General features: G+C 47.5%; 10 protein-coding genes and 1 tRNA gene. 6 read left to right on the top strand and 5 right to left on the bottom strand.

Annotation, left to right across the window (positions count from 1 at the left end; translation table 11 throughout):
* Positions 1-27: 27 nt before the first annotated feature.
* Together KK083_RS04325 and KK083_RS04320 are read right to left on the bottom strand one after the other, a co-directional pair.
* Positions 28-1,032, bottom strand: a complete 1,005-nt coding sequence (locus KK083_RS04325; RefSeq protein ID WP_254161057.1) for a FecR family protein — start codon at positions 1,030-1,032, stop codon at positions 28-30.
* Between the two features lie 51 nt (positions 1,033-1,083).
* The gene (locus KK083_RS04320) at positions 1,084-1,647 is read right to left on the bottom strand and encodes an RNA polymerase sigma-70 factor (protein ID WP_254161055.1); all 564 of its coding nucleotides are present in this window, start codon (positions 1,645-1,647) and stop codon (positions 1,084-1,086) included.
* Between the two features lie 565 nt (positions 1,648-2,212).
* On the opposite strand from KK083_RS04320, the gene KK083_RS04315 reads away from it, so the two are divergent.
* From KK083_RS04315 to KK083_RS04305, 3 genes are all read left to right on the top strand, one after another.
* Positions 2,213-3,310 (top strand): glycoside hydrolase family 43 protein, encoded by a 1,098-nt coding sequence (locus KK083_RS04315; protein ID WP_254161053.1) that lies wholly within the window; start codon positions 2,213-2,215, stop codon positions 3,308-3,310.
* Between the two features lie 296 nt (positions 3,311-3,606).
* Entirely contained in the window at positions 3,607-4,548 is a 942-nt protein-coding gene (locus KK083_RS04310) for a DUF6268 family outer membrane beta-barrel protein (protein ID WP_254161051.1), read from the top strand.
* Between the two features lie 398 nt (positions 4,549-4,946).
* On the top strand, positions 4,947-6,635 hold the full coding sequence (locus tag KK083_RS04305; RefSeq protein WP_254161049.1) for a S8 family peptidase: 1,689 nt from the start codon (positions 4,947-4,949) through the stop codon (positions 6,633-6,635).
* A 186-nt stretch (positions 6,636-6,821) separates the two neighbouring features.
* Here the strand turns inward: KK083_RS04305 and rlmD are convergent, their stop codons facing one another.
* Entirely contained in the window at positions 6,822-8,243 is a 1,422-nt protein-coding gene (gene rlmD, locus KK083_RS04300; protein WP_254161047.1) for a 23S rRNA (uracil(1939)-C(5))-methyltransferase RlmD, read from the bottom strand.
* Between the two features lie 132 nt (positions 8,244-8,375).
* On the opposite strand from rlmD, the gene KK083_RS04295 reads away from it, so the two are divergent.
* Positions 8,376-11,102 (top strand): T9SS type B sorting domain-containing protein, encoded by a 2,727-nt coding sequence (locus KK083_RS04295; protein ID WP_254161045.1) that lies wholly within the window; start codon positions 8,376-8,378, stop codon positions 11,100-11,102.
* Between the two features lie 2 nt (positions 11,103-11,104).
* Here the strand turns inward: KK083_RS04295 and KK083_RS04290 are convergent, their stop codons facing one another.
* Positions 11,105-11,848 (bottom strand): SH3 domain-containing protein, encoded by a 744-nt coding sequence (locus KK083_RS04290; RefSeq protein ID WP_254161043.1) that lies wholly within the window; start codon positions 11,846-11,848, stop codon positions 11,105-11,107.
* A gap of 106 nt (positions 11,849-11,954) precedes the next feature.
* Here KK083_RS04290 and KK083_RS04285 point away from each other — a divergent pair.
* Together KK083_RS04285 and KK083_RS04280 are read left to right on the top strand one after the other, a co-directional pair.
* A tRNA-Lys gene (locus KK083_RS04285) sits at positions 11,955-12,027 on the top strand.
* A 252-nt stretch (positions 12,028-12,279) separates the two neighbouring features.
* Positions 12,280-13,518: a site-specific integrase gene (locus KK083_RS04280; RefSeq protein WP_254161040.1), complete on the top strand. Its 1,239-nt coding sequence runs from the start codon at positions 12,280-12,282 to the stop codon at positions 13,516-13,518.
* Between the two features lie 316 nt (positions 13,519-13,834).
* Here the strand turns inward: KK083_RS04280 and KK083_RS04275 are convergent, their stop codons facing one another.
* Positions 13,835-16,177, bottom strand: a complete 2,343-nt coding sequence (locus KK083_RS04275) for a hypothetical protein (RefSeq protein ID WP_254161038.1) — start codon at positions 16,175-16,177, stop codon at positions 13,835-13,837.

The raw sequence follows: 16,177 nt of genomic DNA, 5'->3' as shown, positions 1-16,177 counted from the left end.
CACGACATAAGATCACCTCATGCTTTGTCAACAACCGTTACCCTTCAGGATGATCGTGTCGTCACTTCTGTCAATTTCAATCGAGAACAATACCTGAAGCTCCCGGAGGATCTCTTCGAGTGTTTGATGCTGGAATGTGGAGGTCAACGTGCAATGCTCGAGCGTATCCGATGCGATCCGGAGCTGCCGACCATAATGACGGTTGAGGTCATCAACCACTTTTGTTAAGGGTGTATTCTGGAAAGTGAGAATGTTGGTTTTCCACGACAGGAAATTGAGATCCGTATTGATCCTCTTTTCCAGGATTTTGTCGTTGTAGACCCCTTGCTCACCTGCGATCATGGCAATGGCTGAATGCCTGTCTTCATAGAGCATCACTTTGCCTGTTACCACGGTGACCACGACACGGCTTGTGTTGCTGTTCACGCTAAAGGAAGTGCCAACAACTTCAGTGGTAACGTTGTCCGTTCTTATCAGGAAAGGTTTTTTAACGTCGGGCGTGATCTCGAAAAACGCTTCGCCTTGCAGTGTCACTTCCCGGTTTTCGGTGTCGAATGTTTCGGGATAGGTAAGTTTTGCGTTGGTATTCAGACTCACTTTCGAGCCGTCGGGCAGGATTAGCGTTGTCATCCCGGCAGAAGCGATAGTTTTTTGTAAGGGCGTTTCGCTGGATAGTTGCCGGGCAAAGAAGTAAATGCCGATACCCAAAACAATAACTGCGGCCAATCGCGCCAAAGTGTAGACGAGACTTCTTTGTTTCGCGACCTTGTTCGGCAATTTGATCCGTATCTCATCGATGCGTGACTGAACTTTGCGCCAGTCCTCCTTCAACCATTCTTTTTGAAAAGATCCCGGTGGCTCGCTGGTATTCCACAACGTTGAGAGCTCTTTGAAATAAGTTCTGTTCGCAGGATCGGCCTCTAGCCAACGGTCTACCGTTTGCCGCTCCTGTTCCGTGCATTCTCCTGCAAGAAGACGAACCAGCAGCTCGGGATCGATATGGCCAAAGGAATTATTCATTTCTGTATTCATAAGCAAGACAAGTGAGTGAAGCGTTACACGTACGCAGATAAAAAATATTTTTCAGACGATCAGTGATATTAAAATCAGTGATAAGTAGTCGACCAGGTTGGCGCGCAGCATGTTCAGGGCTTTGCTGATCTGCGTTTCAACGGTGCGGATAGAAATGCCAAGCTCGGTGGCGATCTCGCTGTTCTTTTTGCCCTCGTAGCGGTTCATTTTGAATATCCGCTGGCATTGACCGGGCAGCGATTCCACGGCTATGCGGATCCGTTCTTCGAGCTCGGCTTTTAGCAGAGCGTCATGGTCATCGATGAAGGCCGTTGTTTTCTTCAGGTACTCGTGGTGATGCGCGTATACGGTCTGTTGTTTGAGGTTATTCAGGCAGGCGTTATACACGCATTTGAACAGGTATGATTTAAGCGAGGTGTTGATCTGCAGTGTTTCTTTGCTGGCGTACAGGGTGACAAAAACATCCTGCGCTACGTCTCTTGCCTTGTCCATATCGCCCAGCATTTTTTTGGCGAAAAGGCACAATGCTTCGTAGTACGCATGGAAGATACTTTCGTACGCTTTGAGATCACCGCTCCTGATCTGTGCGATGATGGTCATGTCGTCAGGTAACAAGCTCTTGTGGTTTTAGACGTAAAAATAGGAAACGCAGGAAGATTTCAATTCTTTCATTGAGCGCAAAGAGAATGGATACTTCTTTCAGGAACAATTGTGTCTCGTTACTTACAATAATCGTTGGACCAGTTAAAAAGATGCATTTCAGTGCTGATGATCCTAAACTCAGCGCTTAACTTAGGTATAAAGCCTTGCCAGCATGCACCTGGAACGATATAGTTTTTTTGCGATAGAGATCCACAGGTTGAGGTACGATTTACACGTGACTGCTGTAGCTTTAGCGGAGGCGGGAGGTACGAAGTACGATGGCTGATGATCCTAAGTTATGCAACAAACTTCAAATGTTTATATGCAACAATTGGAAGTGTTGCATAAACTTGCTCAACTTTCGTGTCATTCAGACACTTTTTACGAAAGTATATTTATATTGTCATCGGTGATCCGGAGAGATCGATCCGCACAATCGGTATCCCACCGGACGTCTAGTCATACCGTGCTGCAACTGATCTTGGCGGGAGCGCCTGTGACGATATTATTTAAAGCGATAATTTACACCTAAATACCTATGACACCGACCCAGCAAACCAGCGCACTAGTTTTAGCGGGCCTTCTGCTTCTGAATGCCTGTGGTACAAAAACAGAAAGTACTACCGAGGCAAAAAGTGATACGGTAAAAGTAGCCGCAAAACCGCAGCCTATCTCGCAACCACTGATAAGCGACATTTATACGGCCGATCCTTCTGCGCATGTGTTTAACGGTAAAATTTACATTTATCCTTCGCACGATATCGAGGCAGGTGTGCCTGAGAACGACAACGGTGATCATTTTGATATGCGCGATTATCATATCCTTTCCATGGATTCTGTGGGAGGCGCTATCACCGACAACGGCGTTGCCCTGGGTATCAAAGATATTCCCTGGGCAGGAAGGCAGCTTTGGGCTCCGGATGCTGCGTTCGCAAATGGCACGTATTACCTGTACTTTCCTGTAAAAGATAAGCAGGATGTATTCCGGATCGGCGTGGCTACAAGCAAAAAACCTGAAGGTCCTTTTGTGGCTGAAAAAAATCCTATCAAGGGAAGCTATAGTATCGATCCCGCGGTTTTTAAAGACGATGACGGAACGTTTTACATGTACTTTGGCGGAATCTGGGGCGGACAGCTGCAGCGCTGGAACAACAACACCTACGACGCGAACGGCGCCTTGCGGAAAGGGGAGGAGCAGGCTATCCTTCCCCGGGTGGCAAAGCTCTCCAAAGACATGAAGTCATTTGCGGACGATGTGAAGGAGATCAAGCTGGTGGACGAGAATGGCAAAACTTTCACGGAAGCACAAAACGACAAACGTTTCTTCGAAGCAGCATGGATGCACAAGTATAACGGCAAGTATTATTTCTCCTACTCCACCGGAGACACCCATTTTATCAATTACGCTATCGGCGATTCACCCTACGGGCCTTTCACGTACAAGGGGGTGGTGCTGCATCCCGTAGAGGGGTGGACCAATCACCATTCCATTGTGGAGATCAAGGGTAAGTGGTACCTGTTCTATCACGATGTTCAGCTTTCTGGCAAAACACACCTTCGCAATGTGAAAGTGACCGAGCTTCATTACAACCCCGATGGAACGATCCAGCCTGTGACGGCCTATGTAACACAATAACGGAGGTCACCTGTTCGTTCGAAGGTTTCCCGGAAACGGGTCAGAAAACGCCGGAGCAAGGCATAAAATGATGTTTTTAATCCCCGGAAGGGTAGAAGGACTGAATAATAGTCCTTTAAAGGCACCATTATTGTATAGATCGCAGTGTCTGCGGGTAAATAAGTTCAGAAAGCCCGGAAATACTGACATTGTTAGTTGCCGGGGCCCTTTGATCAAAAAGTATCCGGGAATTACTTGTTATCTTTACTTTGCTTAAAGTATATAAGACCGGGCAATCCCTAAATCAAAACCAACGAATGAAGCTTTCCAGGCACAGTGTATCGGATTACCGGTTTGTACTCGCCCTTTCGCTGGTGGCTTTAAATCACGTTTGTTTCTGCCAGCTTGCCAAGCCGGGACTCCCTGGGATGGCTCCCTCGAAATTCCTTACCATCAGGCATACACAGGCGCCAGGGCGATCGCTGCAGACGAGCAATGGTTCGCTGGCGCGGTATAACCAGGAAGACCTCTATTTCAAGGCGTGGGTGCCCCTGATGCTGAAATCCGGGTTTTATATTTTAGCGGCTCCCCAATACAGAACGGAACAACTGGAGTTCAACCAGAGCCCTTCATCGGAGGTCAATGCTGTATCGCATTGGAACCTGCGGTCTATGGCGCTGGATCTTCGCACCTGTTACCATTTCGACAGCGCTTCATGGTTCGTTGGCAATATCAATATTAACCGCAGCGGAAACCTGGCCGATGTGCCGGACAGTCGCATTCCTGTGAGCGTTACTGCCACGGCACTGTTCCTGAACAAAAGATCGGCGCGGAAAGAGGTGGGCTACGGGTTAATGGTGAGCAAAGGATACAACCGTTTCAATGCGCTGCCGGTGCTGGTGTTCAACTACAACTTTTCGGCTACTTCGGGTGTGGAGATCAGCCTGCCGCACAAAATTGCCTGGCGCCGGAACATTACCCCCAACGATATCTTTTACGTGAAGGCCGACGCATCGTCAAGAACGTATACCCTGCGGGATGCCGAAAACCGGTTGAATGATTTCAGGAGAACGGATGTGGATCTCGGCGTTGCCTACAACAGGTCTCTCGGCAAATATGCAGGCCTGGAAATATCTTCCGGATACCGCCGCAACCTGAAGCTCGAGCTCCCCTGTAACTCCCTCCCGGTGAATAAATCAGGGCTGACTTTCATGGCCGAGTTTTATGTGAAACCCCCTTTGAAAAGTAGTAAGAAGTAAGAATTAAGGAGTAAGGAGGGTCTTCGATCGGAGATCGGCTACGTACTTCGTATCTCGTACTTCGTACCTAGTTCGCCCTATTGCCTATTGCGATTTCGCCTACTGCCTACTGGTTTTTTGTGCTGCTGCCATTCTATTAAATCGGTCGGCATTCCAGAAGAGGAGGGCATAGAACATGACGATGCTGGTAAAAACAACGATCATAGGCAGATAATTATAGTGGCATTGTAAATATGCCCCGCCTTACGTTATCGTATGAGCAAGAGAGCGGCCGGTAAGCACAGAAGTAATATTTCTTGCCTTTTTTAAGGTATTTTCGTGCAAAACCCCCCGTGTAAATTATTCAGGAATAATTTTCGCTACGCTTATATTAGCAACAAATTAAATCAATCGAAAATATGATGAAAAGAGGCGCCGGTATTGTCCTTATTCTACTGACAATCTTACTCAACTTCCAGATACATTCTGTTCAGGCCCAGGAAGAAGATACAACAGCAGCGGCCGTTCCCCAGGACTGGTTCCTCAAAGACCCGGAAACAGACCACGTGCAGGGTGTAAGCGCTGAAAAGACCTACACCACACTGCTCAGCGGAAAACCTTCCCGCACGGTGCTGGTGGCGGTGATCGATTCTGGCATCGACATCGATCACGAAGACCTGAAAGATGTGTTGTGGGTGAATGAAGACGAAATTCCCGGCAACGGCATCGACGATGACAAGAACGGTTATGTAGACGATATCCACGGCTGGAATTTCATCGGCGGCAACACTGGCAACGTGAACGAAGATACGTATGAAGTTACCCGCGAGTATGCCCGCCTCAAGTCCAAGTATGAGTCCATGGACGAAAAGAACGTTCCCAAGAAGAGCAAAGCGGAATATGAATACTGGAAGAAGGTGCAGGCCAAGTATGACCGCGACTACAAGTTCAACAAAGAGCAGTATGACCAATATAACGAGCAGTACCAGTTGTACGCCAACGCCTACATGACCCTGAACTACTGCGACAGCATTCTCGAAAAAGCTTCCGGAAAACCTATCTCAAAATCGTCGCTGGCCAGCATCACCACCGACAACGACACGCTCACGTTCGCGAAGCAAACGCTGACCAAGATCCTCGAAAGCATCGAGGGCGATGTGGAGGTCGGCGCTTTCCTGAATGAGCTTTCGTTCTACCTCACCCAGCTGCAGGAAGGCCTCAACCATTACCGTGTAGCCGTAGAGTTCGGTTACAACACCAGCTTTAACTCAAGATTGGTTGTTGGTGACGATCCGGCCAACCTCTACGAGAAAGGATACGGTAACAACGACGTTGAAGGACCGGACCCGAAACACGGAACACACGTGGCCGGTATTATCGGCGCCAACCGCAAGAACAACCTTGGTATCAAAGGTATTGCCGACAACGTGCGCATCATGTCGGTGCGTGCCGTGCCCAATGGCGACGAACGTGATAAGGATGTTGCCAACGCCATCATCTATGCTGCGGATAACGGCGCACAGATCATCAACATGAGCTTTGGAAAAGCATTCTCTCCTGGCAAGGAAGCTGTGGACAAGGCCGTGAAGTATGCCGAGTCGAAAGGTGTGCTGCTCATTCATGCGGCCGGCAACGACGGTGACAACCTCGATGTGGAATCCAATTTCCCGAACAGGAATTTCGCCAACGGAAACCAGGCCAAGACCTGGCTCGAGATCGGCGCTTCTTCATGGGGAGCTGATGAGAATTTCGTAGGCTCTTTCTCCAACTATGGCAAGAAGTCTGTAGACCTTTTTGCACCCGGTGTAAAGATCTACTCCACAACACCTGACAATCATTACGAAGACCTCCAGGGTACCAGCATGGCCTGCCCCGCCACCAGCGGCGTTGCTGCGATGCTCATGTCTTATTTCCCTGAACTGAGCGCCGCGCAGGTGAAAGACATCCTGAAGCAGTCTACCCGCAAATTCGACGGACTTAAAGTGACCAAACCCGGCACCAAAGACGTCGTTCCCTTCGATCAGCTCAGCGCCACAGGCGGTTTGGTGAATGCACAGGAAGCGGTGAAGCTGGCGATGCTCATTAAGGGGAAGAGTGCGGTGAAATAGGGTGGTGTTAGTTTCAGGTTTGAGGTTTCAAGTTTCAAGTTGGTTGCCGGTTGCCAGTTTCCGGTTGCCGGTTCGACCCGGTGTAGTTATCACGTTCATTCTCGATTCGAGGACTCCTCGAACTTTAAACCTTAAACTTTTAACCTGAAACCCACCCAACCGGTAACTGGCAACCGGCAACCAAACTCAGACCTTCACCAACGCCGCGATATTCTCCACATGCATGGTATGCGGGAACATATCCACCGGTTGTACGGCGGTGATCCGGTATTTTTCGGAGAGGATCTTCAGGTCGCGTGCTTGTGTGGCAGGGCCGCAGCTCACGTAGACGATCCGCTTGGGTTCAGCTTTCAGGATCATACGGGTAACGTCTTCGTGCATGCCGGCGCGGGGTGGATCGGTGATGATCACATCGGGCCTGCCATGCTGCTGTAAAAAACTGTCGTTGAGCAGATTTTTGATATCGCCTGCATAAAAATCTGTATTGCCGATGTTGTTGATCTGTGAGTTTATCTTGGCATCGGCGATAGCCTCCTGCACATATTCAAGTCCGACCACTTTTTTAGCATGGCCTGCCACGAAATTGGCAATGGTGCCGGTACCGGTGTAAAGGTCATAGACCAGCTCGTGCGGCTGCAGCTGCGCCAGCTCCCAGGCGAGGCGGTATAGCTCGTAGGCCTGGTCTGAGTTGGTTTGGTAAAACGACTTCGGGCCAACCCTGAACTGAAGGTCACCGGAACCGTCGGGCCTCGGCATCTTTTCAGTGATGTAGGGGTTTCCTTTCCAGCATTCGATGTTCAGGTCTGCGAAGGTGTCGTTCTTCTTTCCATTGATCACGTACTGGAAAGAGGTGATCTGCGGAAAATCTCTTTCGAGTCGTGTGAGGATCTTTTCGATCCATTCCATTTTGTCGTACGTCACCTGCAGGATCACCATCACCTCACCGGTATTGGCCGTGCGGATGGTGAGCGTTCGCAGAAACCCGATCTGTTTGCGCAGGTCGAAAAATGGAATGTTGTGCTTCAGTGCTTCATCTTTGGCAGCCAGCCTGATGGCATTGGAAGGATCGGGCTGAAGGTGGCATTCCTTCACATCAAAAACACGGTCGTATTTACGCGGTATGTGGTAGCCCAGCACCGGCTCGGGTGGGATGGGATTGCCATTCGCCGCAGCCAGCTCTTCTTTGGTAAACCATCGCTGCGCCGAGAATGTGTAATCGAGCTTGTTCCGGTAGAACCTTGTTTTTGCCGAAGGAAAAATAGGCGTGACCGGAGGCAGGGTGAGGCCGCCGATGCGCTCAAGATTATCGGTCACCTGCTTCTGCTTGTACTGAAGCTGTTCCTGATATTGAATGTGCTGCCATGAACAGCCACCACACAGGCCGAAATGCACGCAAAAGGGCTCGAACCTGTTGGGGGAAGGTTTCACAATGCGCGTAACGGTTGCTTCCAGGAAGCTGCTTTTGATCTTGGTAAGCTGAGCGTCTACGATGTCGCCGGGCGCACATCCCTCCAAAAAGATCACCTGGCCATTGATCCTGCCCACGCATTTACCCTCCGAGGCCATGGTTTCAACCTCAATATTCTCAAGTATCTCACCTTTTTTCATCCAATCGTATCCGGTTTTGCCAGTTATATCTACAGAGATCACTGGAAATGTTACATAAACCTGCAAAACTACATATAATTGAGTGTTTTAAGCGTTTGCGGCATTTCTTATATTTAAGGTTCGTGGGAGCGTATGAAAAAGATAATTCTGATTGTTTTTTGCCTGCTTGCTTTTCCCGTCGTAGCGTCACACATCGTTGGAGGAGAGTTTGAGCTGGTGCACCTCGGCAACTACCGTTTCAGGCTGAGCCTCATCTATTATTTTGACCTCAACAATAATACTTTTACCCGGCCTCCGGAGGTAGAGGAACCGACCATAACCGTGGCCATTTTCCGGAAATCCGACAATGTGTTCATGCGTTTTGTCACACTGGCGAACCCCATAAAAACAAGGGTAAGCTACACGCAGCCTGAATGTTCCAGCGGCGAGATCCGCACCGATAAGCTGGTGTACTCCGCTGAGCTCACACTTCCGGCCAGCCAGTATAACAGCCCTGATGGTTATTATGTGATCTGGGAGCGCTGCTGCCGGAACTATGTGATCCACAACATTGTGAGCGAGCAACCACCGAATGTCAATAACCCTAACTTCCAGAACGCTGCCGGCCAGACTTTTTACCTGCACTTTCCGCCCGTAGTAAAAAACAACACGGCTTTTATTAACTCTTCGCCCAGGCTTTTTCCTCCGCTGAACGATTACGCCTGTCCTTACAAACCGTACTACGCAGATTTCGGGGGTACGGACGATGACGGTGATTCTCTGGTATACAGTCTGGTGGTGCCCCTCAGCACCCATAGTTCGGAGAGCTTTCCGCCTTTGCGTCCCGCGCCCTATCCGGAGGTAAGATGGAAACCCGGATATGGCATGCAAAACATCATGAATGGCAACCCTGACCTCAGGATCAGCCGCGATGGTATGCTCACGGTTACGCCAACCTCGCAGGGGCTTTATGTTTTTGCCGTGAAGTGTGACGAATACCGCGATGGTGTGAAGATCGGCGAGATCAGAAGAGATTTTCAGATGCTGGTGGTGGATGGATGCCCGCAGGCAGATCCCCCGCAGATATTGGGAAAAAGATCGGCCGACGCTGGTTTTATATGGGATGAGAACATGAACGTCACATTCGCCAACGATGTGCCTGATGGCGACCGGTGCATCCAGGTACGGGTATCAGATCTCGACTCTTCGAAACCATCGACAAATCCGAAAGATAATTATCGTGAGCGTGTGACCATCAAAGCGATTGCGCTGGGATTCAAGAAAGACCTCACCAGCATTCTGCCTTCAGTTAAAAATGCAGTGCTCCTCAACGGCAGCACGGTAGATTTTAATATCTGTTTCGATAAGTGTCCGCTCACTGCAGGAGGAGGCCCCTACCAGGTAGGTATCGTTGCATACGATGATGCGTGCAGCCTTCCGCTTACCGATACTTTGAAGATCACGGTGACCGTAGAACCTCCCGACAACGCCAAGCCGAGGTTTGTGATCACGAATGATGTATCAGCCACCTACCCTGAAGGGTCGCCAAAGCAGACGTGGGCTGTTGACGCAGTTGATGCCGATGGTGACGCCATGGACATGTTTATGGTGATGCAGCCGCCCGTATTTAATTTTGCACAGGCGGGCATGACTTTCAAAACCACGCCCCAGGTAGGCAACAGGTTGCCCGCTGAATTTACCTGGGACCCTAACTGTACCGTGTTTGATTTTACCAATCAGACAGAATTCAATCTCCGCTTCCTGGTAGAAGACCACGACCTCTGCGACCTGAAAGATCCTGACACGCTGAATTTCAAGCTCAACATCACGCTGCCGCCCAACGCCGACCCTGTCATCAGCACAGACTTGCCACCCGGTCAACTTCCTCCCAATACCATTTCGCGTAAAGTTTTTGAATCGTTACACTTCAATGTTTCAGGAACTGATGCCGACAACGATAAGCTTGTGCTCAAGGCTGAAGGTGATGGATTTACGCTCGCGCAGTATAGCATGATCTTCCCGGGAGATACAAAGCCTGGCAATGTTACCTCTCCCTACGACTGGAGCATTCTCTGCAACAACGTGAATCCGTTGCAGAAGCAGGACTTTCCCCTTCGTTTTATTCTGGTTGACGACAACAACAAATGCCGGGTCTACAAAGCCGATACCCTCACCGTGAATGTGCATGTGGCGCCACCCGATAACCTGAAGCCGCTGCTGACGGTGACCAACACCAACCCCGACCTTACTTTCATCAACCGGGAGCAGAGTATTATTCTCGGTCAGCAGATCTCCCTGGCGCTCACAGCAACAGACGATAATAACCAGCCCGTTGACGGCGTGCGCATCGAGCTCGTGGAAGCTACCGGAAACGTTGAGCCCCGTGGATATCTGTTTGCCCCGGCAGAAGGCATCGGATCGGCCCAGACCACTTTCTCGTGGCTGCCCGACTGTTCCATCTTTGAAAATGCCTTATATCGCAACAGCTATACGTTTGCGTTCAGGGCCGTAGACGACCGCTGCTTCAATATAAAGGCCGATACCCTGGAGGTTAATCTCAACATCGCCGACATAGAAAGCCGCAGCGAAGATTTCATACCACCCAACATCATCACCCCGAATGGCGATGCCTATAATGAATTTTTTGCCATGGTGCGCGAAGAAACTGACTCAGGAGCGCTGGTAAGCATTCTCCCGCCCGACAACTGCATCGGAAAATTCGTGAGCGTGCACATCTACAACCGCTGGGGTAAGGAAGTTTACGAGAGCAAGAGCCGCGATTTCAGGTGGTACCCGCAGAGCGAGGCCGCGGGTGTGTACTTCTATACCCTGAAGTACAGTCACAAGGAGTACAAGGGAAGCATTACCCTGCGCAACTAGGTTTACAATTTCACGGGCAGCAGTGAATTCTCTTTGATGTAGCCGATGTTGCCATCCCAGCTCACTTTCAGCCATACGTCTTTCTGGCCCAGGATGCTGACGCGGTGTCCGTCGCCGATAACCTCCAGCACAGAGGAGGCGGCAGAGGGTCCGCTCATAACGTAGGTGGAGGGGTTGGTGACGATAGCCGTTTCAAGGCTCTGGCCGAAATAGAGATGGCCTGCCAGCACAATCACAAGAATGGAGAGGATAGAAAATGAGGCGATGGGTCTTCGTTTCAGCCTGAGCCTGGTATAAGCGGAGAGGCTGAGCATCAGGATCATGATGGCGGCCAGGGCCATGCTGATGTGCACATGGTAGTCGTGGTAGAACGACAGGAAATTATCGGTATCGGAAGTTTCGTAACCTTCGAGGTTGTACTTGGTGGCCAGCTCTGTCATCTTCTCCAGCGCCGAATTATCGTGCGAGGCTGTATAATAGAGGTTGAGGTAGTAGAGCGACTGGCCGGTATGCCCGAGGCCTTCCTGGATATAGGCCATTTTGAGCAGCATGGCGGGGGTATATTGTTTTTGTTTGAGGATTTCCTCGTAATGTTCAAAAGATTGGGTGTATTGTTTGGCCTGGAAGAGCGAATCGGCTGTTTTGAGGCGGAAGGAGGAGGTTTGAGCGAAAGAGTGGGGCAGCGAAGCAGAAAGAATGATAAAACCGGCAAGAAATTTTAAATACCCCCTTTGCATTTTTTTCATATCCTGTTACCTTTGTGGCCTCAATTACGGAAAAGCCCATAAATAAGGCAAGGATTGAGGTCTCTAAAGCACACCAGGGCGTTAGAGAAAGTTAAAACAAGGTTAAGATCTCGTAGCTCAGCTGGTAGAGCATTACACTTTTAATGTAAGGGTCCTGGGTTCGAATCCCAGCGGGATCACAGGTTGACAAACCAAAACACTCGAAAGCTCACAAAACAATGTTTTTGTGGGCTTTTTTGCTTTTTACGCATACCGTTTTATTCATCTGTTCTCAATTGAATCGAGAGCAAATCGAGAGCAGCATGCATTCGGAAAAATCTGCTCTCGATTGAGGTATCAATTTGTTCAGTGTCAACTAGTTCACTCAGTGAACATCTTGAAAGTGCAGGAACGTCAGGCGAAATTTATTATTAACCTTAAAAGTTTCTGTTATGAACAAGACACTGAAAATTCATTTCTACCTGAAGAAGCGTGGAACGTATGTGAGTGGCGATCTTCCAATTTATCTCCGCCTCACGGTTGATGGAAAAAGAACTGAGTTCAGTACACAACGCGAGTGGGACCCTTCGAAGTGGAATCAAAAAGCCGGTCGTGCAACAGGCCTCAAGAAAGAAGAAACGCGACAGCTCAACAGCTTTCTTGAAACGCTGCAATCAAAGATCTATGAAGCACAGCGCGAACTGCTCAACAAAGGAATTGATGTAACGGCCAACCTGATCAGGAACAAGCTGCTTGGAAAAGAAGAGATCGGTAAAACACTTCTGGAAGTTTACAGTCATCATGTGCAGCAGGTGGCTGCGCTTGTCGGGAGAGGCTATGCACAAGGAACGCTTAAAAGATACAAGGCGGCGCTCTCTTCGCTCGAAGCATTTCTAAAGCATCAGCAGAAAGGTGATGTGCCACTCCGCGATCTGAAGTATCAGTTCATCACCGACTATGAGTTCTTTTTGAAGACAGTGAGGAACGTTGATCACAATACCGCGATGGGGATCATCAAGAAGCTGAAGACGATTGTGCGCCAATGTGTAGCCAATAACTGGATCGAGAAAGACCCGTTCATCAGCTTCAAGATCAGGATACATGACACCAACAGGGCGTTTCTCTTGCAGGATGAACTGGACCGCATCATAGAAAAAACTTTTCTATCGGATCGCCTCACCAGTGTGCGAGATATTTTCGTGTTCAGCTGTTATACCGGCCTGGCTTATGCCGATGTAAAAAAGCTGACAAGAGCTGATATTGTTACTGGTATTGACGGTGAGCAGTGGATCTACACCGAGCGCGTGAAAACGGAAGCCACAACGCGGCTCCCGATCTTACCTGCAGCGCTCAGGATATTGGAGAAATACAGGACTCATCCGCAGTGTGTGAACGAGGGAAAGCTGTTGCCCGTGATCAGCAACGCCAAGATGAACGAGTATCTGAAAGAGATTGCTGAGCGATGTGAGATCAACAAGGAGCTAACCTTCCATTGTGCCAGGCATACTTTTGCCACAACTGTAACGCTGACCAACGGCGTGCCCATTGAAACGGTGAGCAAGATGCTGGGCCACCGGAGCCTGCGCACAACGCAGCAGTATGCGAAGATTTTGGATAGAAAGATCAGCGATGATATGAAGGCGTTGAGGAATAAGCTTGATTCGAGGTCGGGCGACGCTGCCACGGCATGAATACAGTCACAAGCAATCACCTAGCCAATACATAACAGAATTAACACTTATCTTGAAAGCAAGGATGTGGTTTTCCACGGGGCCTTGTGCTTTATCATACTTTATGTGCCCCACGCGGGGCACCTCTTCAAGCACTGGAGAATCTTGGAAGAAATGCTGTCTCAGACTGGCATACCTCTGCTCGTCCGATTGAAACGGTGAATAGATACTTAGACATAAGACGCTACGGACAACGCAGCAGTATACGACGATTTTGGACTATGGATATGAAAAACTCAAAATTGGTTTGGACAATCAATCGTAGATATTCAGATATTCATAAAGAAGAACTCGATAATGATTTTTCTTTCTGCTTAATCTTAAGAATTTGCTTTTCTATGTAATAATTGTAAAGTAATAAAGTGTCGTTCTTTACTTCTCTGTTTACTTTTTGCACAATTTCGGTAATATGGTCAATAAATAACTTTAATTTCTTAGTCCCGATTGCAAATAAGAATTCAATAAGTGCTTCACTAGTATATATATCCTTATGTCCTTCTATCATCTTAAAGATAATATTTTTCATTCTGTCACTTGATTGAACATCTAATTGGTAGTTGATTTCCTCAGGTTTCGAAGTCCGCAGGAAAGAAGCTTGGATTACTCCATCATCAAATCTTGTGAAATTGTCAGGGTCCAAGAGCACCCGTTTGTATTCCTCTTGAATTATACGTCTCTCTTTATCATCACTGGATCGCAAATTATTCAGGATACAAGAGATGGTAAAATAAATGTCCGCCTGGCTTGCTTTCCCATGGTATCCATCAAAATTAAAGAAAGCAAAGTTTTTTGCAATCTCCATCCTCTGATTCGTGATCGGGTTTTTCAAGAAGACATCATTGACTAGCCCCCTAGTATTTAAGTCAGTCGCACTTTGTAGAAGGCGAAGCCTTTCGTTTACATACGTTAAACACCCTTGAAATTCCTGATTTTCATCGATTATGCCTTTAAGTACTTTTAGCATTTCCATTTCTTTTAGCCAGCTGATTTCAGCACTATCATTTGTGTTTTCGGAATAGTCGGAACAAAATATCTTTTCAACAAACTTTATCTGGGTAACACCCATGTCCCCTTGTGAGATATTTTTGATTACAAAATCGAGTTTAGAACTACTGGCGGGTCTGGCAAAGCCAATGAGAAATGTTTTAGTTAGCTTTTCATGTCGTCTTAGAAATTTGTTGACATATAGTAAGTTGGAGCCACTGACTAAGCAAGAACATGCGATTATGAGTGCGCCAACGGCATCGTTTTTTATTGGATAATCATCTTTCAATAAATCGGTGCTCGCGATTAATGTTGGTATATTGTTACTATTTTTTTGGTGTAAGGACTTGATTCGTTCAGCAATCAGTTTTGATGCCCTGTCAGGCAGATGAATAATATAACTCATCTGCGATGGAATATTCTGATGAAGTATTCTGGCATATTTTTGTCGGTAGTTTGAGAATAAGCCATCAGTCTCGAACCCTTCTTCATCGATGAGTTTTTCAATGATTGAAGTGTCTATAAAATGTTCAAAGATTCGACTAGGCTCTTCCCCGAAGAAACAGCGGATCGCGCTTTTATTGGCCCTTGAATGAAATTCTTGCATGAAAGCGCTAAGCTTCACTGGTGCATCTCTCACTCCAATTAAAATTTTTATTATCTGCGGTTTCTCTAACAAGAAAACGTCGCCAGAAATTTTTACTTTGTAAGACCCATCTTTGCAAAGATCGCAATCAAGCTCGTTGGGATAAATGTCTTTAAGTGAGATGCCATCTGGATTGGATGGTGATAGAGTTAAATCGCAGATTACTCTTGAAATGAACTCGCGGTCGTCTGATAAGTAGAATAGTATCAAGATATTGTCCAACAACAAGTTTGGATGATATTCCATTAATCGCCGCAATATATTTCCTGATGTTGATGCGGAAATTAGTATTAGCGCATTTCTTGAATCACTGAAATCAAATTTTTCAAACTTGTCATATGATCCAAAGCTGAGAATTGAAGGGGAGTGATTAATTCTTTTGAATCTTTTTAACAATTCGATCAATGCAAAAGCCAGCGAGTTTATCGATGAAGTATCACAATAGATTTGTGTGTAGTTATCCTTAAAGTATCGCAATAATGTAGTCGCTATAAAGAAAATTTCTGATCCGTCAACCAGGACATTCCCCGCGCGAATGAACTTCGAGCTATGTTTTCCGGACGGGAATATGTAGTGGTATGAATCAGAAGGTGAATTTATTAGGCCGCCACGGGTGTTAAAGATTTCTACAATTCCCTGCTTGAATATTGTATCTCTTTCTGTAGAATCTATGAGATTGTTTTTCAAATCGAGCATATTTCCCTCTGAACTGAAGCATAGAATTTTAGTTTGCTTTCCCGTTGTTTCGAAAGATCGGATAACGTCAAAGATCTCACTTCGTTTAGAGATAAATTCAGCAGTTAACTCATCTTTCAAATAGTCTCCACCAATTATATAGATCTCGTTCGGTGGTAAGTTTTTAGAGAAGAATTCTCTCAGTTGCTTTTTAAGCTGTTTAATATATAGTTGGGTGCCGGCACAGAAAATCACCAATCTATGTTGATTCGACATCGCACGAACAGGGTACTGGAAGAGGAAATATTGTTCCAT

It is taken from the genome of Chryseosolibacter histidinae (genome assembly GCF_018598225.1).
Lineage (GTDB): Bacteria > Bacteroidota > Bacteroidia > Cytophagales > Cyclobacteriaceae > Chryseosolibacter > Chryseosolibacter histidini.
This window is presented reverse-complemented; position numbering and strand designations above follow the sequence as displayed.

Excerpts from the sequence above, each read along its gene's own strand:
- KK083_RS04325 (WP_254161057.1), bottom strand. The coding sequence starts at position 1,032 with ATGAATACAGAAATGAATAATTCCTTTGGCCATATCGATCCCGAGCTG.
- KK083_RS04315 (WP_254161053.1), top strand. The coding sequence starts at position 2,213 with ATGACACCGACCCAGCAAACCAGCGCACTAGTTTTAGCGGGCCTTCTG.
- KK083_RS04310 (WP_254161051.1), top strand. The coding sequence starts at position 3,607 with ATGAAGCTTTCCAGGCACAGTGTATCGGATTACCGGTTTGTACTCGCC.
- KK083_RS04305 (WP_254161049.1), top strand. The coding sequence starts at position 4,947 with ATGATGAAAAGAGGCGCCGGTATTGTCCTTATTCTACTGACAATCTTA.
- rlmD (WP_254161047.1), bottom strand. The coding sequence starts at position 8,243 with ATGAAAAAAGGTGAGATACTTGAGAATATTGAGGTTGAAACCATGGCC.
- KK083_RS04295 (WP_254161045.1), top strand. The coding sequence starts at position 8,376 with ATGAAAAAGATAATTCTGATTGTTTTTTGCCTGCTTGCTTTTCCCGTC.
- KK083_RS04290 (WP_254161043.1), bottom strand. The coding sequence starts at position 11,848 with ATGAAAAAAATGCAAAGGGGGTATTTAAAATTTCTTGCCGGTTTTATC.
- KK083_RS04280 (WP_254161040.1), top strand. The coding sequence starts at position 12,280 with ATGAACAAGACACTGAAAATTCATTTCTACCTGAAGAAGCGTGGAACG.
- KK083_RS04275 (WP_254161038.1), bottom strand. The coding sequence starts at position 16,177 with ATGGAACAATATTTCCTCTTCCAGTACCCTGTTCGTGCGATGTCGAAT.